This is a genomic window from Mycobacterium sp. 050272, assembly GCF_039023525.1.
In the GTDB taxonomy this organism is placed as follows: Bacteria; Actinomycetota; Actinomycetes; order Mycobacteriales; family Mycobacteriaceae; genus Mycobacterium.
Genome location: NZ_JBCHKV010000014.1, coordinates 148,487 through 168,796, shown reverse-complemented (window position 1 = coordinate 168,796; position 20,310 = coordinate 148,487). Strand labels below are relative to the sequence as shown.

General features: G+C 66.6%; 19 protein-coding genes, 1 tRNA gene and 1 pseudogene. 10 read left to right on the top strand and 11 right to left on the bottom strand.

All coding sequences use genetic code 11. The features are described from left to right. Nucleotides 1–129 precede the first annotated feature (129 nt). Complete coding sequence (locus AAHS21_RS23450; protein ID WP_342929939.1) at nucleotides 130–1,377, bottom strand: alpha/beta hydrolase; 1,248 nt, start codon at nucleotides 1,375–1,377, stop codon at nucleotides 130–132. A 186-nt stretch (nucleotides 1,378–1,563) separates the two neighbouring features. On the opposite strand from AAHS21_RS23450, the gene AAHS21_RS23445 reads away from it, so the two are divergent. From AAHS21_RS23445 to AAHS21_RS23420, 6 genes and pseudogenes are all read left to right on the top strand, one after another. Then, nucleotides 1,564–1,637 (top strand) — tRNA-Arg (locus AAHS21_RS23445). 156 nt (nucleotides 1,638–1,793) lie between these two features. Next, complete coding sequence (locus AAHS21_RS23440; RefSeq protein WP_342929938.1) at nucleotides 1,794–2,081, top strand: hypothetical protein; 288 nt, start codon at nucleotides 1,794–1,796, stop codon at nucleotides 2,079–2,081. Between the two features lie 346 nt (nucleotides 2,082–2,427). Beyond that, nucleotides 2,428–2,994: pseudogene (locus AAHS21_RS23435) on the top strand (PPE family protein); the annotation flags it as partial. Nucleotides 2,995–4,507: 1,513 nt separating this feature from the next. Further along, nucleotides 4,508–5,146, top strand: coding sequence for a hypothetical protein (locus AAHS21_RS23430; protein ID WP_096289387.1), 639 nt, complete (start codon nucleotides 4,508–4,510; stop codon nucleotides 5,144–5,146). A gap of 64 nt (nucleotides 5,147–5,210) precedes the next feature. Further along, nucleotides 5,211–5,900: a cutinase family protein gene (locus AAHS21_RS23425; RefSeq protein WP_342929937.1), complete on the top strand. Its 690-nt coding sequence runs from the start codon at nucleotides 5,211–5,213 to the stop codon at nucleotides 5,898–5,900. 400 nt (nucleotides 5,901–6,300) lie between these two features. Beyond that, nucleotides 6,301–7,119, top strand: coding sequence for a DUF2993 domain-containing protein (locus tag AAHS21_RS23420; RefSeq protein ID WP_342929936.1), 819 nt, complete (start codon nucleotides 6,301–6,303; stop codon nucleotides 7,117–7,119). Nucleotides 7,120–7,160: 41 nt separating this feature from the next. On the opposite strand, the gene AAHS21_RS23415 is transcribed toward AAHS21_RS23420, so the two are convergent. Then, nucleotides 7,161–7,430: a YdeI/OmpD-associated family protein gene (locus tag AAHS21_RS23415; RefSeq protein WP_342929935.1), complete on the bottom strand. Its 270-nt coding sequence runs from the start codon at nucleotides 7,428–7,430 to the stop codon at nucleotides 7,161–7,163. Nucleotides 7,431–7,449: 19 nt separating this feature from the next. Beyond that, complete coding sequence (locus tag AAHS21_RS23410; protein WP_342929934.1) at nucleotides 7,450–7,686, bottom strand: hypothetical protein; 237 nt, start codon at nucleotides 7,684–7,686, stop codon at nucleotides 7,450–7,452. A gap of 140 nt (nucleotides 7,687–7,826) precedes the next feature. Here AAHS21_RS23410 and AAHS21_RS23405 point away from each other — a divergent pair, with 140 nt between their 5' ends. Further along, complete coding sequence (locus AAHS21_RS23405; RefSeq protein ID WP_342929933.1) at nucleotides 7,827–8,597, top strand: enoyl-CoA hydratase; 771 nt, start codon at nucleotides 7,827–7,829, stop codon at nucleotides 8,595–8,597. Between the two features lie 3 nt (nucleotides 8,598–8,600). Here AAHS21_RS23405 and AAHS21_RS23400 read toward each other — a convergent pair whose 3' ends face one another. From AAHS21_RS23400 to AAHS21_RS23370, 7 genes are all read right to left on the bottom strand, one after another. After that, entirely contained in the window at nucleotides 8,601–9,500 is a 900-nt protein-coding gene (locus AAHS21_RS23400; RefSeq protein WP_342929932.1) for a bile acid:sodium symporter, read from the bottom strand. 180 nt (nucleotides 9,501–9,680) lie between these two features. Next, nucleotides 9,681–10,106 (bottom strand): hypothetical protein, encoded by a 426-nt coding sequence (locus AAHS21_RS23395; protein ID WP_342929931.1) that lies wholly within the window; start codon nucleotides 10,104–10,106, stop codon nucleotides 9,681–9,683. Between the two features lie 428 nt (nucleotides 10,107–10,534). Next, complete coding sequence (locus AAHS21_RS23390) at nucleotides 10,535–11,350, bottom strand: CoA ester lyase (RefSeq protein WP_342929930.1); 816 nt, start codon at nucleotides 11,348–11,350, stop codon at nucleotides 10,535–10,537. Further along, entirely contained in the window at nucleotides 11,347–11,850 is a 504-nt protein-coding gene (locus AAHS21_RS23385) for a MaoC family dehydratase (RefSeq protein ID WP_342929950.1), read from the bottom strand. The genes AAHS21_RS23390 and AAHS21_RS23385 overlap by 4 nt, the downstream gene beginning before the upstream one ends. 2 nt (nucleotides 11,851–11,852) lie before the next feature. After that, nucleotides 11,853–13,019, bottom strand: coding sequence for an acyl-CoA dehydrogenase family protein (locus AAHS21_RS23380; RefSeq protein ID WP_342929929.1), 1,167 nt, complete (start codon nucleotides 13,017–13,019; stop codon nucleotides 11,853–11,855). A 6-nt stretch (nucleotides 13,020–13,025) separates the two neighbouring features. After that, nucleotides 13,026–15,011, bottom strand: coding sequence for an acetyl/propionyl/methylcrotonyl-CoA carboxylase subunit alpha (locus AAHS21_RS23375; RefSeq protein ID WP_342929928.1), 1,986 nt, complete (start codon nucleotides 15,009–15,011; stop codon nucleotides 13,026–13,028). Nucleotides 15,012–15,016: 5 nt separating this feature from the next. Beyond that, a complete protein-coding gene (locus AAHS21_RS23370; RefSeq protein ID WP_342929927.1) occupies nucleotides 15,017–16,624 on the bottom strand; it encodes a carboxyl transferase domain-containing protein in 1,608 nt (535 codons plus the stop codon). A gap of 204 nt (nucleotides 16,625–16,828) precedes the next feature. Here AAHS21_RS23370 and AAHS21_RS23365 point away from each other — a divergent pair, with 204 nt between their 5' ends. The 3 genes from AAHS21_RS23365 (at nucleotide 16,829) to AAHS21_RS23355 (ending at nucleotide 18,899) form a co-directional block, all read left to right on the top strand. After that, a complete protein-coding gene (locus AAHS21_RS23365) occupies nucleotides 16,829–17,320 on the top strand; it encodes a nuclear transport factor 2 family protein (RefSeq protein ID WP_342929926.1) in 492 nt (163 codons plus the stop codon). A 68-nt stretch (nucleotides 17,321–17,388) separates the two neighbouring features. Further along, a complete protein-coding gene (locus tag AAHS21_RS23360) occupies nucleotides 17,389–18,033 on the top strand; it encodes a TetR/AcrR family transcriptional regulator (RefSeq protein ID WP_342929925.1) in 645 nt (214 codons plus the stop codon). A gap of 68 nt (nucleotides 18,034–18,101) precedes the next feature. Continuing rightward, nucleotides 18,102–18,899 (top strand): MmpS family transport accessory protein, encoded by a 798-nt coding sequence (locus AAHS21_RS23355; RefSeq protein WP_342929924.1) that lies wholly within the window; start codon nucleotides 18,102–18,104, stop codon nucleotides 18,897–18,899. Here the strand turns inward: AAHS21_RS23355 and AAHS21_RS23350 are convergent. Further along, nucleotides 18,896–20,245 (bottom strand): MFS transporter, encoded by a 1,350-nt coding sequence (locus tag AAHS21_RS23350; protein WP_342929923.1) that lies wholly within the window; start codon nucleotides 20,243–20,245, stop codon nucleotides 18,896–18,898. The two genes, AAHS21_RS23355 and AAHS21_RS23350, sit on opposite strands and share 4 nt — an antisense overlap. Nucleotides 20,246–20,310: the final 65 nt, after the last annotated feature.

The window sequence follows — 20,310 nt, the reverse complement described above, 5'->3', positions numbered from 1 at the left end:
TCCGCAAACCGGATAGCTCCACCAACGCTAGTCGCGTTGACCCGCTGGTGAAAGGCACGATTCAGTAGCTGCGGCACGCGCGGCGAACCGACGGATGAGACGTTGTGGCAGGCAGTTGATCTGCGCGACTCAACTGGCCGACGGCGCCAACAGCGGCCACGAATCGAGTAGTGCGGTGGCCCGGCGCCCGTAGATGATGCCCAAGAAGTCCGCGACGGCCTTGGCGGCCAGCCGCGAGCGGGCCGTGGACAAGATGTCGAATGCGTGGTGGGCGTTGGCGAGCTCGGCGTACGCCACGAGTGGGGCTCCGGCGTCGCGCATCGCGGCGCAGAACGTGCGCGCCTGCGTGCAAGGAACCAGTTCGTCCCGCTCGCCGTGCAGCACGAAGAACGGGGGTGCTTCGTCGTGCACATAGTTGATCGGCGACGCCGCGGCGAAGCGCTCAGGCGTTTCGGAGTATCGGGCGCGCATGACGAACTGCTCGAGGAACGGCAGCATCAGTTCGTGCATGACCTCGGCGTTGGTGAAGTCGTAGACGCCGTAGTACGGCACAGCCGCCTGGACCGTGGTGTCGGCATGTTCGAACCCGGGCTGGAACCGTGGGTCGTTGGGCGTCAGCGCGGCCAACGAGGCCAGATGGCCACCGGCTGAGCCGCCGGTGATCGCGATGAAGCTGGGGTCGCCGCCGTAGTCAGCGATGTTCTCGCGGACCCACGCGATCGCCCGCTTCACGTCGATCAGGTGCGCCGGAAACGTCGAACGCGGGCTCTTGCTGTAGTCGATCGACACGCAAATCCAGCCGAGTTCGACCATCCGGCTCATCAGCGTGTAGGCCTGGCCGCGTTTGCCGTTGACGGCCCATGCCCCGCCGGGAACCTGGATCAGCACCGGCGCGCGACGGCCCGGCGCCAGGTCGTGACGGCGCCAGATGTCCAGCAGGTTGTCCCGGCCGCCCGGGCCATACGAAATGTCCGATGTCTGAGCGGCATAGCGCGCGTGCGGCCCCGGCCGGTGCAACAGCCCGCCGCGCGGCGCGCACTCGGAGACTTCGAAGGCCGGGTGGCTCACCAGGTCCGCGTAATCCGGCCCGAACGACGCGGCGAGGCTGGCGGTGAGCGTTTGCTCGGCCCGCTGGCCGGCCCAGGAGGCGCCCACCCGTCCGATGGAGGGAGCCGAGATCCGCGACAACGCATGCCCGGTCACCACGTGCGGGGGAAATTCCGTCGACAACCAGCCGGCGAACCAGCCCAGGGCGAACGGCGATCCGCGCAGCAGCAGACCAGCGGCCCGTGAGGCACCCCTGGCATCTGCTACCAGGCGAAACGCTTGGGAACCCGCCCTCGCGTACCGCGCAGTCATACTCAAGGCCACGCCCATTGAACTGGTCTCCTCGACCCTTGTGCACACGCCTCGTTGCGGTTAACAGCTGTTTACCAGCTGGTGTTGTACGTGTGTCGAGGTTCTATACAGTAACTGATTTCGTTAGCGGTGCAAGGCTTTTCGCGCGTGTCGCGTCGGCGAGTCGGGGTGGTGTCGTTTGTTGGATAGACTGACCTGCGCATTGCCTCCGTAGCTCAGGTGGATAGAGCAAGGGCCTTCTAATCCCTAGGTCGCACGTTCGAGTCGTGCCGGGGGCGCTCAGGATCGACATTTGGAGCCAGTCCGCACCCGTCCGACGGGCAGGCGGCGACGAATCACTCCTAGGCGCCGGTTCGGGGGGCGTGCACCTATTCCGCGACCGCACCACCAGCGTCTGCCGGTCACGCGGTCACGAAGTCGACAAGGACTTGGTCGTGACTTTTGACGCTTTCGCCTACGAGTTCCAGCTCCTCGGCGACATCTACGTACTGCATGAAGTCGGTTCCAAACGGATTCACCTCATCGGATCCCCTCAGGAAATAGCGCAAGCCCTGAGCCTCCCGCCGCACCGGGGTGCAGTACGCAGCAGACTTCTCGAGGTGTTCGAAACCGCTGACCAGCTGAGGGGTGCTGCGACCCACCTGGAGAGTCAGGCGCCGCTGCCGGACGGACCGGCCATTGCCAAGCTGTTTCGCAGAGTCGCGGATAGCCTGGCCGCCTGACCATCGATGGTTTGCTGCCGGCTAATTTTCGGGCGCCCGCAGCGATCGCTGATAGCCGTGCATTCGGGCAAAAAATCTGAGTTGCGGCCCGCAATCTGCAGGTGGGCGATGCCTGGCCCGCACTCGCGGGTGCGGCGGGCCTGAAGTCACCAGGACCGCTAGAGCGCATGGCCCCGAAAGAGCCAGCAACCGCGTCGTTTTCACGTGCCCGCAGCGCGGTTCGCGACCGAACTTAAGCGTTAACAATTCTGTTACTCGCGGTTTCTCTGAGCCGCTCTAAATCGCGAGATTCCCGAGTACGCTCCTGCTGACAAATCAGCGCGCTTTACCCCTCAAAGCGAATGACATGCCGGATTTTGCTCTTTTGCCGCCGGAGATCAACTCCGGCCTGATGTACACCGGCCCCGGGTCGGGGCCGCTGCTCGCTGCCGCCGCGAGCTGGGACGTGGTGGCCGGACAATTGGAGTCCACCGCCGGCGGCTGGTCTTCGGCGGTCTCGGGTCTGACCCTGACCTGGTTTGGCCCGTCGTCGATGCGGATGGCCGCGGCGGCCGCCCCTTACCTGGCTTGGCTGCACGCCACAGCCGCCCAGGCCGCGCAAACCTCGGCGCAGGCGTATGCGGCGGTGGCTTCCTATGAAGCCGCGTACGCGATGACGGTGCCTCCGCCGGTGATCGCGGCCAACCGTACGTTGCTGATGGCGTTGATCGCGACCAATTTTTTCGGGCAGAACACCCCGGCGATCGCGGCCTGCGAAGCCCAGTACATGGCGATGTGGGCTCAGGACGCCGCCGCGATGTACGGCTACGCCGCAGCCGCCGAATCCGCCAGCACGCTGCAACCGTTCGACGAGCCGCCACAGACCACTAAGGCCGACGGTCAGCTCGACCAGGCTCGCGCGCAAGCCCAAAGCGACGGCCGGGGCGGGAACTGGTGGAATCACTGCGGCAACGGCAGCCACGAGCCCAGCCCGACCACGATCGGGCCCGGCGCCGCCAACACCGCCGGCTCCGAGGGCGCGACGGTCGTCGTCAACGAGGGCACCGTCACGATCGGCCCCGGCTCGACCTTCACCGCCACGCAAGGTTCTGTCACCGCCGGCGCCGACGGCGCCGTTCTCACCTACCCCGAGTTCAAGCCGATCATCCTCGGGCCTTTCGAATCCGCTTCTTTTCCCCGCTTCATCGGCACCAACATCACCGTCTCCTCCGGCTCCCTCACCGTCGGCCCGGGCTCCACGGTCACCCTCGGCCCGAGCGGTTCGCTGACCGGTGGCCTCCAGGGCGCCACAGTTACCGTCACCTCTGGCACCATCACCCCGGTCGCGCCGGTCACACCGGCAACGACGGCGACGCCGGCCGCGGCGGCCCCGGCGGCGACAACATCATCAACGGCCCCGGCGACGTCGGCGACGACGTCCTCGTCGACGGCTGGGACGACGTCGTCATCGGGGACCACGTCGGGGACCACGTCCGGGACGACGGCGGCGCCCGCGGAACAGGTCCCGGGGGTTCAGCCGCAATCGGTGCCGGCCGCTCAGCCGCAGGCGGTGCTGCAGGCTGCACCGGCGTTGGCACCGCCACAGGCCGCACCGGGGATAACCGGTCCGCTCGTGGTCCCCGGGGGCGCGGGCGGCGGCGTGCTGCCGGCGATGCCCGCGGCCCCCCTGGGGGATCCGATGCAGTTCGTGACGGAGGTGCACCAGCCCGCGGGGGCTGCGCCGGACCTGGCCCTCGGGGACCAGGTGGGCTGGCAGCCGTTCGTGCACACAGATCGGGTAGCACTGACTTCGGGTGCGACGCTATTGGGCGCCGGCGGCGGCGGTGGCCTCACCGCATTCGTCAACACCAAACCCACATTTTATCGTGGCGAAACTGTTGTAACCAAAATTCAGCATGAAGCAATAGTGCGCGACGCGTCGCTTCGATTCGCGAAAAGCTTGGATATGGTACAGGTCGGGATTAGTTCGTTGTCGATGTTGAAATTATCGGCGGGACTTGATGAATTAGTGTCGTCCAACGACGCTGTCCGAAACCTCTTCGGACAGGTACAGGCCGGCGCGGCCGCCCCATCCGCCGATCAGGCGCTCGAACTCCTCGCGGGTGCAGCGGAATCGACTGCCACACTTGACCAAATCGCAACCGCCACGTTCAGCGCGGCGCTTGGCGCGGCACCTCAAATGGCCGACCTGAACAGCCTGATGACGGAAATGAAGTTCATAATGCCCCGCGATGTTCTGCTCAAAGCTCAATATGCCGCGATCGCCACACTTTTCGCGGCCCATGTTTCCGAAGCCGACACACCGACCAGCAACTGGAGCCAGGCCGCGAGTGCGGCCGTCGCGGACTTTATCGACGCGGTACGAAGCGATTTCGGTCTGGACCCAATGACGTCGAGCTAAGATTCTTAAGGGATAGGATTCACATATGCACATGGACCAGGCTGTACTCACTTCGCTTGCGACGTTGCTAGGTGCCGGCGTTGGCGGCTTTACCACGTTCATGTCATCCAAAGCCGCGTTTCACCGAGGCGAAACCCTGGAGACCAAGCGGCAGCACGACTCATTGATGCGCGATGTGTCGGTTCGCTTCGTGAAAACTTTGGATATCGTGCAGGGCGAGGTTAGTTCGTCGAAATTCAAGGGATTATCTGCGGAATTCGATGAGCTGGTGTCGTCCAATCAAGAGGTCAAGCACCTCGTCGAGCAGGGAACCGGCGGCGCGGCCACGGCAACAGCGTCCCCCGCCCTTGAGCTGCTCTCGCATGCAACGGAACCGACCCCTTCCATCGCTGAGCAAATTGCAGCCCCGACGTTTCGCGCGGCACTCGTCGCGACGCCTTCCATGGTTGACTTGAACAGCGTTATGGCGGAAATGAAGTTGATAATGCCCAACGACATTCTGCAAAAAGCCCAGTACGCCGCGATCCTCACACTTTTTGCGGCCCTTATCTCCGAGGTCGGCGCACCGTCGAATAACTGGAACCAGGCCTCGAGCGCGGCCGTCAGCGACTTTGTCGAGGCCGTACGAACCGATTTCGGTCTCGACCCCATCGCGTTGACCTAAAACGCCCGCAGGGAGTCGATCACCGCGCCGGCGAAGCGCGTCGGCGATGTGTCAGCATGGGAACGTGAACGCACGCCGGTTCGCTTACGCGCTGGGTGCCGCAATGGTGACGACCTGGGCCACGCTGAACGCATCCCAGGTGATCGCCCCCGCATCCGCTCTCACCTGCCCCGACATCGAAGTGACCTTCGCGCGCGCCACCAACGAGGCACCCGGTGTCGGCGTGGTCGGCCAGCAGCTCGTCGATGCACTGCGGCCACAGCTCGGCGGGCGGTCCCTCGGGGTGTATGCCGTCAACTACCCCGCCGGCGAGGATTTCGCTGCGTCGGCATCCGCCGGCGGCAGCGATGTACACGCTCACGTCCAATCGATGGTCGCGACCTGTCCCAGCACCAAGCTGGTGCTCGGCGGATATTCCTTGGGCGCCATGGCGATCGACGAGGCCACCATCGCCCGAGCACCGATTGCCGGCTTGATCCCCGACATCCTGACGGCCGACCAGGCCGACCACGTTGCGGCGCTCGCCTTGTTCGGCAATCCCTCGGACCGGTACCTCGCAGCGCCGGTCAGCGAGGTCAGCCCGTGGTACGGCGCTAAGGCCATTGACCTTTGCGCTGCCGGCGATCCGGTGTGCACGCCGGGCGGGGCGCTGGCGCTACCGACCCACGACGAACTGTTCTCGCCGGCACACCTGTCGTACGCGCAGTCCGGAATGCCCAGTCAGGCCGCGACTTTCGTGGCAAACCATCTCTGACACCGCGCCTTTCCCTTCGCGCCGCCGATGAGGCACAATCGCGCTGGTGACGACTCCGCGAGGACCCTCGGGCGGCGAACCGCCGGAACGGGCTCGTCCGCCCATGCCGGGCGGGCCCGCCAATCGACCGGCGCCCCCACGGCCTCAGGTTCCCGGGCCGCCCTCGGAATCAGAAACTCGCCGCATCCCCCTGCGCGACGTTCCGCAAGATCCACCCACCGTGCACGCCTCGCGGCCGCCGCAGCCCCCGCAGGGTCGGCCACCGCAACCACCCGCTCGGCCGCCACAACCACCGGGCCGACCGCCGCAACCACCGGCCCGGCCCCCGCAACAGCCGGGGTCCCCGCCGAATGTCCGCGCGCATCAGCCCGGGCCCCCGCCGCCTGCGCCCGGTTCGCCGGTGTGGCAGGAAGGGGCCACCACCCGGCTGCCCACCCGTCCGCAGCCGGAGGACGACCCAGCTCCGGCCAAGAAGCGGGGGTTGCTGCGCAGGCGGAAGTGGTCTCTTGCCGTGATCCTCGGCGTGGTGGTCGCCGTCGTGGCCGCCGCCCTGATCGGCGGCGAGTTGTATGCCCGGCACGAGGCGAGCAGCAAGGTGGCAAACGCCGTGCAATGCGAGGTCCAAGACAGCGCAGCCGTCTCGTTCGCCACGGCACCGCCGGTGCTCTGGCAATACCTCACCAAGCACTACCCCGACATCGCCGTCCAGACCGCGGGCAACCAGGTCCGCAGCGTCAAGGGCATGAAGGTGAGCATCGACATCCGCAATATCCGGCTGAACCAGGCCAACAACTCCGCGGGCACGATCGAGTCCTTGAAGGGCACCATCACCTGGTCCACCGATGGCATCAAGCAGTCAATCCAGGACGCCATCCCGACGATTGGCAGCCTGGTCACCGGCGAGGTGACCACCAACCCCGGTGATGGCACCGTCTCGCTGAAAGGTCTGCTGGACAGTGCCACCGTCAAGCCGCAGATCGTGAACAACGGGTTGTCGCTACAGGTGGTCAGCTTGACCGCGCTGGGCTCCACGATGTCGACCGACAGCGTGCAGAAGAGCCTGGACGAGCTCACGTCGAAAGCCAACAACTATCCGTTGGGCATACACGCCGACAGCGTCAAGGTGACCGATAGCGGTGTCGAGGCGGACTTCTCGAGCAACAACGCCACCATTCCGGCCGGCGGCGGCAGCCAGGACAGCTGCTTCGCCAATTTCTGACGGCAATGGGCAAAGCCGTTGGCGGACAGCCAGTTTCAAGATTATGGCCGGCCGGTGCGCTCGCGGTGCTGGCAGCCCGGCCAGCAGCAGGGTCGGCGCTGGCCTTCCTCCAGCTCCTCCTGCGTGCGGCGAATGCGGCGCTGCCTGGTCGCCTGTTGCTTGGCGTCCTCGACCCAGCAGATGAACTCGTTGCGCGCCAGGGGCGTGATGTCGCGCCACGCCGCTAATGCGGTCGAGTTTGCGGTCAATGCCTCGCGCAGATCCGCGGGCAGCTTGTGTACCACCCCACCGGGCACCTGCTTGCCGCTCACCCGGCCAGATTAGCCATGATCACGACCCCGGGGTGTACTGCCACACCAGCCCGCGAGTGCCGTTCGTCATCCGCTCGCACTGCATCATGTGTCCATCCGCGTCGCGCATCGTCGCATACCGCAGGGAACACGGCTGGCCGTGCAGCGGCGGGTTGGCGTGTGCGACGCCGAGACCGAGCGCGAGCAATCCCAGCACTATCGCCGAGAAGACCACCCAGCGGATCGCCTGCGCTTTGGTGCTGATGGTCGTGCTCATGGATACCCCCTCATCGTGGTGCCGGTCACTGGTGTCTTCAGGATCGGCGGCCACGCTTGCGGGATCCTCTACGAATTCTTGAAGCGGCGGCCCCAAGTACCCTTAGCTCGCCAATGACGTCGCCGACCGGAGGTGCCCCGATGGCCCAGTCCGATTTCGTCCTGTTCAGCGTGGACAATCGCGTCGCACTGCTCACCGTCAACGACCCCGACCGGCGCAACGCGCTCACAGGCGAGAGCTCAGCCCAGCTGCGCGCCGCGGTGGAGCGGGCCGAAGCCGATCCGGAGGTGCACGCGATCGTGGTCACCGGGGCGGGCAAGGCGTTTTGCGCCGGCGCGGACCTCAGTGCCCTGGGCGCCGCGGGCGCCGGAGCCGCGGAATCGGGACTGCAGCAGCTCTACGACGGCTTCATGGCCCTGAGCAGTTGCACGCTGCCGACCATCGCCGCGGTGAACGGCCCCGCGGTCGGTGCGGGCCTGAACCTGGCCCTGGCCGCCGACGTGCGCATCGCCGGGCCAGGCGCCCTGTTCGATCCCCGATTCCAGAAGCTGGGGTTGCACCCTGGCGGCGGTGCGACCTGGATGCTGCAGCGGGCGGTGGGCCCGCAAGTCGCCCGTGCGGCCCTGCTGTTCGGCATGCGCTTCGACGCCGAATCCGCCGTGCGGCACGGGTTGGCGCTCAGCGTCGCCGACGATCCCGTCGCCGCGGCGTTGAAGCTTGCCGCCGGGCCCGCGTCCGCTCCGCGCCAGGTGGTGCTGGCGACCAAGGCCAGCATGCGCGCCACCGCTCGTCCGGGATCGCTGGACAACGACGACCACGAATTCGCGATGCGCACCGAACTGGGGCCGCAGGTGTCGTCGATCCAGTCGCCGGAGTTCGCCGACCGGCTCGCCGCGGCCCAGCGCAAGTAGGTCTTAAGCCGCGGGTTCGCTGGCGACGGTCTCGGGCTGCGCCTTGACGCGAAACGCGGGGTCCAGCAGGCGTACCGCCCCGATGAACGTCAGGGCCATCAGCGGCGAGAGAGCGCCGTAAATCGCTACCGGCGTTGCCATTTCGACGCTGTTGAGCAGTTGCGGGCTGAGCGCCACGCCGAGGGCCACCACGGTGTTGTGCAGACCGATCTCCAGGCTGATCGCAATGGCCTGCGGTGGGCCCAGGCGCATCAACCGCGGCACCAGATAGCCGACGGTGAGGCTGACCGCGCAGAAGGACACGACCGCCCCGCTCACCACACCGAAGTTGTGCAACAGCGTCGTCTCACCTTGGGCGATCGCCCCGCCGATCGCGACGATCAGCAGCAGTACCGCGACGACCTTGACGGGCGTTTTCAATCGACGCGCCAGCTCGGGGAAGCGGTGGCGTATCGCAATACCGATCGCGGTGGGGATGAGCACCAGCGCGAACACCGTGACGAACTTGTCCAGCTGTAGCGGGATGAAGCGGCCCTCGCCGAGGAACCAGGTCATCGATGCGGCCAGGATGGCCGGAAGGGCCACGATCGACAGCGCGGCGTTGATCGCGGCCAGGGTCAGGTTGAGCGCCAGGTCCCCGTTGAACAGGTGACTGACGATGTTGGCCATCGTCCCGCCGGGCGTGGCGGCCATCAGCATCAGGCCGACCGCCAGATGTGGCTCCAGATGGAAGGCTTCGGCGATCAGCAGGCACAGACTCGGCAGCAGCAGGGACTGGCAGATCAGCGCCACCGCCAGCGGTCGCCGCATCGTGGCGGCCCGCTTGAAGTCATCCACGGTGAGGGTCAGCCCGAGGGCGAGCATGACCACCGCGATGACCAACGGAAAGTACTGGTTGCCCATGACGCTCCACGGTGTCGTTGCGCGGGGGCCGTCGGTTTGAACGGCGCAACTAGTTAGCTTGCCTTAGACAGCACCTATCCGCGCGGCAGGCAACCGGACGGCGAACAACAAGTAGCCGTCGCGAAAGCTCAAAACCCCCGAAATCCTAAGGGCTTCAGGGGTTTTGAGAGCAAAAGCGAGTCAGGAAGCCGACTTGATCGCGATCTGGTCGACCTGCGTGTATCCGGGCGGGTTGCCGCAGGCTCCCGTGATGTAGGTGTGCGCGGCCGTGCCGGTCAGCGTGTTGGGATCCCACACCGTGTGAGTGGTCGTGCCGTAGAGGGTGTAACCGCCGCCCACGCAGTTGACGTTGCTCATCGTGTCCATGACCCATTGACCATCGACCAGCGTTGCCTGGCTGGCCCCGAGCCCGGCCTTGATCCAGAGGCAGCCATTCCCGCAAGAGTTGACCGTCCAGCTGTTGTCTATGCTGTGGCCGCCCGGCGTCGTCACGGTCTCGGTGTAGCTGCCATTCATCGTCGGTGTGTCAGCCCACGCCGTGCCGGCCGAACCGACAGCGAAACCGGCGCAAATAGCGATTGCGGCGAAGCCCCGCGCGATGGTCATCATTCGTTCCTTCCGTGAACCTAAACTCAATGCAGCAAGCAACTGTCATGTGCTGGATCAAAGATTACGACAGATTTGCGGGCTCGGCATTCGCGAATGTTTCTGCTCTTTTGCAATCTCGTTAAGACACCGAAAGTGCCGCATTAGCAAGATCCTTACGGCCAAAGAGCTTGACAGCAGCGGAAACAACGCCGTAACACGGGCGACACATGTTGGGTATCCGCATTCCGGTGGGGCAATTTTTAACGGGGTAGCCCGCGTCGACGGGAAGTGAGATACCGGTGGTGTAGCAACGGCCGGTTCGTTGAGTTTGGAATGGTGGGACACCGAGCATCCGCCGACGTACCCGCCGCCACCGCCGTCCCGGCAGCCGAATTTCAATTGCGGCCTGTTCTGGTGCCCGGTACCGCCGCACCCGTGAGTGCCGGCTAGGCGGAATCTTCGGCTCGCCGGACCAGGGCCGCCGCGTGCTTGAGCACCGGCGAATCGACCATCTGCCCTTCGAAAGCGAACACCCCGCGCTCGCTGCGCGCCGCCGCCAAGACTCGGCGTGCCCAGTCCAGCTTCTCCTCTGTAGGCCGAAAGGCCTTGCGCACCACCGGAATCTGGGTCGGATGAATGCACACGGTTCCGGCGAAGCCCAGCGCCACCGCGTCTTGCGCCTCGGCTCGTAAGCCGTCGCGGTCGCCGATGTCCAGGTGCACCGCGTCGAGCACGGCCAGACCGAACGCCGACGCCGTCAGCAACGCCGTCGACCGCACGTGACGGGCGACATCGCGGTAGGTGCCGTCGGCCGTGCGACTGGAGCTGCCGCCCAGCGCGGCGACCAGATCCTCGGCGCCCCACATCAGCGCCACCGTGCCCGGCGCCGCGGCGATCTCCCTGGCGAACACCGCACCACGTGGGGTCTCCAGCAGCGCGATCACCTCGAGTGGAGCCAGCGCGCTCACCTGTTCTGCCGATTCGGTCTTGGACAGCATCACCGTCGTATACGGCGTCGGCTTCAGGGCCTCAAGATCGCGAGAGTGTTCGTCGGTGTCGGCGGCGTTGATCCGCACCACGGTGCGCTCGGGGTCCAGCGGGGTGTCCTGCAACGCCTTGCGGGCGGCCGGCTTGTCGGCCTGCGCCACGCCGTCCTCGAGGTCGAGGATCACCACGTCGGCCGCCGCGGCCGCCTTGGCGAAGCGCTCCGGACGGTCGGCCGGGCAGAACAGCCACCCGGGGCCGGCTGCGGCTACATTCATCGGGGCTCCTCGTCGACCGGTCGCTTTTGCACCAGGGTCTTGCGGACAGCGCGTGCGACCACGTCGCCGTCCTGATTACGTCCCGTGTGTTCGAGGCTCACGATGCCCTCGCCCGGGCGGCTCTTCGATTCACGCTTGTCGGTGCACACGGTCTCGGCGTACAGGGTGTCGCCGTGGAAGAGCGGTTTGGGGAACGACACCTCCGAGAAACCGAGGTTGGCCACGATGGTGCCCAGCGTCAGCTGAGTGACGGACAGGCCGACCAGTGTCGACAGGGTGAACATCGAGTTCACCAGCCGCTCACCGCGAAAGCCCGGCTGCTCAGCAGCCCATGCCGCGTCGAGGTGCAGCGGCTGGGTATTCATGGTCAGCGTGGTGAACAGCACATTGTCCGCCTCGGTGACGGTGCGCCCGGGGCGGTGCAAATAGGTGGTGCCGACCTCGAATTCCTCAAACCACAAGCCGCGCTGCACAACCGACTTGCCCACGTGGTCCGGCAAGCTCACGACAGGCCCAGCGATCGCGCGATGAGCATGAGTTGCACCTCGGTGGTGCCCTCACCGATCTCGAGGATCTTGCTGTCGCGGTAGTGACGCGCCACGGGATATTCGTTCATGAAGCCGTATCCGCCGTGAATCTGGGTAGCGTCGCGCGCGTTGTCCATCGCGGCCTCCGACGCGATCATCTTGGCGATCGCCGCCTCCTTTTTGAATGGCTTGCCCGCCAACATCTTTGCAGCCGCATCGTAGTAGGCCGTGCGCGCGACGTGGGCACGCGCCTCCATCCGGGCGATTTTGAAGCTGATCGCCTGATAGGAGCCGATCGGCTGCCCGAATGACTGTCGCTCCTTGGAGTACTTGACGCTTTCGTCGACGCAGCCCTGCGCCGCACCGGTTGCCAGTGCGGCGATCGCGATTCTGCCTTCGTCGAGGATCGACAGGAAGCCGGCGTATCCGCGCCCCCGGGCGCCCAGCAGATTCTCTTCCGGGACGCGGGCGTCTTCGAAAGTCAACGGATGGGTGTCCGAGGCGTTCCAGCCGACCTTGCTGTAGAACGGTTCGACGATGAATCCCGGTGTGCCGTTAGGCACGATGATCGTCGAGATCTCCTTCTTGTCGTCGGCGAGCGTGCCGGTGACCGCGGTGACGGTGACCAGCGAGGTGATGTCGGTTCCCGAATTCGTGATGAATTGTTTGGAGCCGTTGATCACCCACTCGCCGTCGTCGAGTTTGGCTGTGGTGCGGGTACCGCCGGCGTCCGAACCCGCCCCGGGCTCGGTCAGCCCGAAACCGGCCAGCGCGCGCCCGGCCACCAGGTCGGGTAGCCACTTTTGCTTCTGGTCGTCGGTGCCGAATCGGTAGATCGGCATGGCCCCGAGCCCGACCCCGGCCTCCAGCGTGATCGCCACCGATTGGTCGACTTTGCCGAGTTCCTCGAGCGCCAGCGAGAGCGCGAAGTAGTCGCCGCCCATCCCGCCGTACTCTTCGGGAAACGGCAGCCCGAACAGGCCCATCTCCCCCATCTTGGCGACAACCTCGTACGGAAAGCTGTGCTCCTCATCGTGTTTGGCCGACACCGGAGCCACCACCGTCCGCGCGAAGTCGGCGACGGTGGCGCGAAGATCTTCGTATTCCTTGGGTAGGGTCCCCGCGGTAATCGTTGTCGTCATGATCGCTTAGTCCTTCTTCTCTTCGGAGTCTGGGATCAGGCGGGCCAGCACCTGGTCAACCGTCACCTGATCGCCGACCGACACCAGCAGCTCGACGCGTCCCGAAACCGGTGCGGCCAAGGAGTGTTCCATCTTCATCGCCTCGACGACCACCACCACGTCGCCTTCGGACACCGCGGCGCCGGAGTCGACCTGCACCGCGATCACGCTGCCGGGCATGGGGCTGAGAACCTCCGCCTGCCGGGTACCGGACGCACGGTGAATCTTGGTTTCCTGCGCCTCGCGCAGGTGCCAGGTGCCGCGCTCGTCGGCGATCCACAGGTGCCGGTCGGCCTCGGCCCACCGGTACTCGCGGCGCAGCCCGTCCAGCGTCGCACTCATGCTGCGCCGCGCGACTTCCACACTCGCCGAATGGCTTTCGCCGTCGCCGACCTGTACCGTAGCGGCACTCGGCAGACCGGAAACCGAGACCGTCTCGGTGCGCAACGCCGTGCGCATCGCGGTGCGCACAGCAGCGGCACCGGCGCCGACGCGCCAACCCGAGGGCTGCGCCCACGCGTTGCCCCGCGCGCGGTGGGCCAGTACCCACTGGAGGTAGAGACCGCCGGCCGCGAGCACGTCGTCGGGCGCCGGCAGCGGCGCAAAGGCCGGCAGCCGCTCCTCGAGCAGTGCGGTGTCCAGGTCGCCGGCTTGCACCCGGTCGTCGGCGAGCAGAAAGCGCAGGAATTCGATATTGGTCTGCACACCCAGAATCGTCGTCTGCGCCAGCGCGCGGTCGAGTTCGGCCAGCGCCTCGGCGCGATCGGCACCGTGGGCGATCACCTTGCTCAGCATCGGGTCGTAGTCGCTGCCCACCACCGTGCCGGCCAGCAGTGAAGAGTCCACTCGCACACCGGGTCCCGAAGGCTCGAAGACATCGAGCACCCGCCCGCCGGTGGGCAGGAAGCCGCGGCCGGGATCTTCGGCGTAAACCCGCGCCTCGATCGCGTGTCCGTTCAGCTCGATGTCGTCCTGACCGAAGGTGAGCTTTTCGCCGGCACCCACCCGCAGCTGCCACTCGACCAGGTCGAGCCCGGTGATCGCCTCGGTGACCGGGTGTTCAACCTGCAGGCGGGTGTTCATCTCCATGAAGAAGAACTCGTCGGGTTGCTCGGCAGAGACGATGAACTCAACCGTGCCGGCTCCGACGTAATCGACGCTGCGGGCGGTGTTGCAGGCCGCGGTCCCTATTCGCGCGCGGGTCTGCGGATCCAGCAACGGCGAGGGCGCCTCTTCGATGACTTTCTGGTGACGCCGCTGCAGGCTGCATTCCCGTTCGCCGAGATGCACCACGTTGCCATGGCCGTCGGCAAGAACCTGCACCTCGATATGCCTGGGCCGCAATACGAATCGCTCCAGGAATAGCGTGTCGTCGCCGAACGACGACGCGGCCTCCCGGCGCGCGCCGACCAGCGCCTCGGGCAGCCGGGCCGGGTCTTGCACCAGCCGCATGCCCTTACCCCCGCCGCCGGCCGACGGTTTGATCAACACCGGATAGCCGACCTCTGCGGCCGCGGCGACGAGCTCGTCATCCGTCAATCCCGATTTCGCCACCCCGGGCACCACCGGAACGTCGAAAGCGGCGACCGCATTCTTAGCGGTGATCTTGTCGCCCATCACCTCGATCGCGCGGGTCGGCGGACCCAGGAACACCACATCGGCGCGCTCGCACGCGGCGGCGAAATGGGCGTTCTCGGAAAGGAACCCATAGCCCGGATGGATCGCCTGGGCGCCGGTGCGCGCCGCGGCATCGAGCACCTTGCCGATATCGAGGTAACTCTCGCGGGCGGGCGCCGGCCCCAGCCGTACCGCCGTATCGGCTTCGTGCACGTGCCGCGCCTGCGCATCGGGATCGCTGTAGACGGCCACCGACCGGATACCGAGCCGACGCAGGGTCCGGATCACCCGCACGGCGATCTCGCCGCGGTTGGCCACTAACACCGTGTCGAACACTGCACTCACATCCGGAAGACGCCGTAGGAGACCGGTTCCAGTGGCGCCTGCGCGCACACCGAAAGGGCAAGCCCGACAAACATTCTCGTATCGGCTGGGTCGATGATGCCATCGTCCCAGAGCCGGGCCGTCGAGTAGTACGGGTTACCCTGGTCCTCGTACTGGGCGCGGATCGGCGCCTTGAACGTCTCTTCTTCGTCGGGCGTCCACGGTTTGCCCGACGCGCTGAGCTGTTCGCCGCGCACCGTGGCCAGCACGGAGGCCGCCTGCTCGCCGCCCATTACCGAGATGCGGGCGTTGGGCCACATCCACAGAAAGCGGGGCGAGTACGCCCGCCCGCACATCGAATAGTTGCCCGCGCCATAGGATCCGCCAATTACCACGGTCAATTTGGGCACCCGGGCGCACGCCACCGCGGTGACCATCTTGGCGCCGTGCTTGGCGATCCCGCCCGCCTCGTAGTCGCGGCCCACCATGAAGCCCGCGATGTTTTGCAGGAACAGCAGCGGAATCTTGCGCTTATCGCACAGCTCGATGAAATGTGCTCCCTTGAGCGCGGATTCGCTGAACAACACGCCGTTGTTGGCGATGATCCCGACTGGGTGGCCATGGATGCGCGCGAATCCGGTCACCAGCGTCTTGCCGTATTTCGCCTTGAATTCGCTGAATTCGCTGCCGTCGACCAGCCGCAGGATGACCTCGTGCACGTCGTAGGGCACCCGCGGATCCGGCGGGACGACGTCGTAGAGCTCGGTCTGCGCGTGTTTGGACTCGACGGTGGGCAACACCTGCCACGGGCTGGGCTGGCGTGGGCCGAACGTGGCCGCGATCGCGCGCACGATGCGCAGCGCGTGCTCGTCGTCGTCGGCGAGATGGTCGGTGACGCCGGAGACCCGTGAGTGCAGGTCGCCGCCGCCGAGGTCTTCGGCCGAAACGATCTCTCCGGTAGCGGCTTTCACCAATGGCGGACCGCCGAGGAAGATGGTGCCCTGCTCGCGGACGATGACCGCCTCGTCGCTCATCGCCGGCACATAGGCGCCGCCCGCGGTGCACGAACCGAGCACCGCGGCGACCTGAGGAATTTCCTTGGCGCTCATCGTCGCCTGGTTGTAGAAGATGCGCCCGAAATGCTCGCGGTCGGGGAATACCTCGTCTTGGCGCGGCAGAAAGGCGCCACCGGAGTCGACCAGGTAAATGCACGGCAGTCGATTCTGCAACGCGACTTCCTGAGCACGCAGGTGCTTCTTGACGGTGATCGGATAGTAGGTGCCGCCCTTGACCGTCGCGTCGTTCGCGACGATGACACACTCGCGCTCCGACACCCGCCCGATGCCGGTGATGATCCCGGCCCCGGGGGATTCGTCGTCGTACATCCCGTTGGCGGCCAACGGGGTCAGCTCCAAAAAGGGGCTACCGAGATCGAGCAGCCGGTCCACGCGTTCGCGCGGCAACAGCTTGCCACGACTGACGTGGCGTTCTCGCGCACGCTCATTGCCGCCCAACGCCGCGGCCGCCAGTTTGGCGTTCAATTCATCGACCAGCCGACGGTGCTCGTCGGCGAACGACGGTGCGGCCTTCACCGACACGGTCACGACAGGCCTCCTCGCCGTCACGCGACTTCAGTTAATGATCATTAACTCGGCGCCGAGAATACCACCAGGTGTGCTACCGAGTCCAGGGACAGCCACCGTGACGCCGCAACAGAAAACGCGCGCAGGTGTCCATCACCAACTGCCTCGTTACTGGCCTTGTCCCAACCTCACCGCCCCGGGCACCGAATTACGAGATGTCAGCCGTCAGCCGTTGGAAGGAAACACATGAATAGCGACCAGATGACCGAGTTGTGGGATCGCCACATGGCAAGTGAGTTCGCGGTGAAGGACGCCGATCTTGCGGTCGCCACAATGACCGATGACGCGACCGTCATGCACTTGCCGACGATGAGCGGCGGCTCCGGCAAGGAGAACCTGCGCCGCTACTACGCCGAGGTGTTCATTCCCGGCATCCCGGCCGACACCACCAGTGAGCCGATCGCCCGATCGGTTGGTGACGGCCTGCTCGTCGACGAGTTCATCATGCGAATGACTCACGACCAGGACGTGCCGTTCTTGCTGCCGGGCCTGGAGCCCACCGGCAAAACCTTGGAAATACCGGCCGTGGTCATCGTGAAGTTCCGTGGCGATCTGATGGAAAGCGAACGGCTCTATTGGGACCAGGCCGCGGTGCTGCGCCAGCTCGGCCTGATCGACCAGAGGCTGCCGGCCGCTGACGTCACCGAGGTGTCCGGTTACCTGCGAACCCTGAGTTAATCACCGATAACTCGTGCTACGTTAGCGACGATTAACCGAAACTTCCGGATGTACGCGGGAGGTCCGTCATGACAGCGTCCACCCCGGACACCCCGCCCGGTCAATGTGAAGCGCCAAATCGCCGCAGCCAGTTGAAATCCGACCGGCGGCAGCAACTCCTGGCCGCCGCCGAGCGACTCTTTGCCGAGCGCGGATTTCTCGCGGTGCGTCTCGAGGACATCGGCGCCGCCACCGGGGTCAGCGGCCCGGCGATTTACCGCCACTTCCCCAACAAGGAGTCGATGCTGGTCGAGTTGCTGGTCGGCATCAGCGCCCGACTGCTCGCCGGGGCCCGCCAGGTGACCGCCCGCAGCACCGACGCGGCGGGCGCGCTGGAAGGGCTGATTGATTTTCACCTCGACTTCGCATTCGGCGAGCCCGATCTGATCCGCATCCAGGACCGCGACCTTGCGCACCTGCCCGCGGCCGCGCAGCGCCAGGTGCGCAAGGCGCAACGCCAGTACGTAGAGGTATGGGTCGGCGTGCTGCGCAAGCTGGACCCCGCGCTGGCCGAAGCCGATGCGCGGCTGGCGGCGCACGCGGTGTTCGGCTTGCTGAACTCGACGCCGCACAGCATGAAAGCGGCGGAGAAGCCGGCTCGCGCGGCGCGTTCGCGCGCCGTCATGCGGGCCATGACGATCGCCGCGCTGGCGGCCGGGGGCCACGTCGGCTGAATTGGCGTCATCGAGAGATTCCACGCCCAGCCGCTCGGCTTAGGTACCCTGCAATCTGTGAGGTGGACATGAACGATCCACGTCGACCCGACCGGTTTGGTCCCCCTCAGGCGGGATCCGAACCGACCGGGCCGATTGGCCCGCGGAACGTGCCGCTCGCTGATCCGGCCTACGCCGACCAAGCGCCGTACGCGCCTGCCTACGGCGGGTACGCGCCGCAGTGGGCGCCGAACGTGAACGAGACCAACACCACCCGACGCCTGCCGGCGTACTGGCAGCAAGACCAGGACCAGCCGCCGGGCGGGGTGCCACCCGGCGGCATGCCTCCCCCGCCGCCGGAAGGCCCGAGATCGCCACGCTGGTTGTTGATCGGCGCCGGCGCGGCGGTGCTCTTGGTGGTCGCGCTGTTGATCGCGCTGGTCCTGACCAATGGCGCGCTGAAGACCCAGACCGCCGTGCCGCCGTTGCCCGCCATGCCCACGTCGAGTGCGCAAAGCCCGGCGCCTCGCACCTCCACCCGGACATCGCCGCCGCTGCAGACGTTGCTGCCGGTGCCGCCGCCCAGCGGCTCGGCCGGACCGGCGCCCACTCCGGGCGCGATGCAAAATGTGGTCTACACCGTCAGCGGCGAGGGCCGGGCCATCAGCATCACCTACTGGGACACCGGCGACGTCATCCAGACCGAGTTCAACGTCTCGCTGCCGTGGACCAAGCAGGTCAGTCTGTCGCAGTCGGCCGCGCATCCGGCCAGCGTCACGATCATCAACATCGGCCATAACGTCACCTGCTCGGTGACCGTGGACGGCGTTCAGGTGCGCCAGCGCCTCGGGGCCGGCATCACCGTCTGCGACGCCGCCGGACGCTAGGTCTGTTCGACCGGTTCGACCACCGCGGCGTGGCGCGGCGGGACGCGGACCGCGATCATCGCGATCAGACCGGCGATCAGCACCAGCGATATGCCGCCCAGCCCGGCGCGCACCGCGCCGAAGACGTCGACAAACACCGAGAACAGCCAGGGCGCCACGAACGCGACGGCCCGGCCGGTCATCGTGTACAGGCCGAACGCGACGCCTTCCCTGCCGTTGTGGGCCATCTGCAGCAACAGCGCACGCGCCGAGGATTGCGACGGCCCGATGAACAGGCACAGCGTCAGGCCGCACACCCAGAAGGCCATTGGACCGGAAAGCGCCATCATGGTGAGCGCCGAGGCGACGATCGCCACCAGCGACGCGACGATGACCGGCTTGGACCCGATCCGGTGATCGACAAAACCCCCCACGACGGCACCGACGGCGGCGACGATGCTGGCCGCCACCCCAAAGATCAGCACGTTGGCCTGCGAGATGCCGTACACGTTGACCCCCAGCACGGCGCCGAAGGCGAAAATCGCCGCAAGCCCGTCGCGGAAAAGGGCGCTGGCGCCCAGGAAGTAGACCAGGTTGCGATCGCGGCGCCATTCCGCGGAGATCTCGGTCCACAGCTTGCGGTAGCCGCCCAGCATGGTCGTCGGCTGGTACACCTCTTTGCTGTCGGGCAGCCGGTGCGCGACCAGGAGCAACGGCAGCCCCAGCACCGCCAGCCAGGCCGCGGCGGCCAGCATGGCCTCCCGGACGTAGAGCCCGTCGGCCACGGGCACTCGCAGCAGCCCCCGCACCGCGTCGGGTCCGGAGCCGGAGCCGGCGATGAAGCCGGTGTAGATCAACAACAGCAGCAGCACGCTGCCGAGGTAGCCCGACGCCCAGCCCAGACCGGAGATTCGGCCCGCCGTCCGCGGGGTCGAGAGCTGACGCAACATCGCGTTGTACGGGACGCTGGCCAGGTCACCGCAGGCCGCCGTCGCGCCCAGCAGCACCAGCCCTGCCCACAGGTAGGCGGGCCGGTCGTGGATCAGGAACATCGAGCAGGTCAGCGTCACCGCCAGGCCGGTCAACACGCTCAGAGCCACGCGCCGGCGATGCGGCGACTCCACCCACACACCGACCAGCGGCGCCAGCAGTGCGACCGTCAGCCCGGCGAGCGCCCCCGCGCGGCCCAGCCAACTCTCCGGTGTGGTCCTGCCGGGCAGTCCCTCGCCCACGCTGCTGGTCAGGTAGACGGAGAAGACGAATGTCGCCACGATCGCGTTCAGACCCGTTGACCCGCAGTCCCACAGCGCCCACGCCACCACCCGAGATCGTGCGACGTCGCCCACCCCCGGTTCCGGCTGCCCCATGCCCGGCACTCTATTTGTTAAGCCGAGAAGCCGCCGCGCACGGTTGCGGCCCGGTTGCAGCCGCT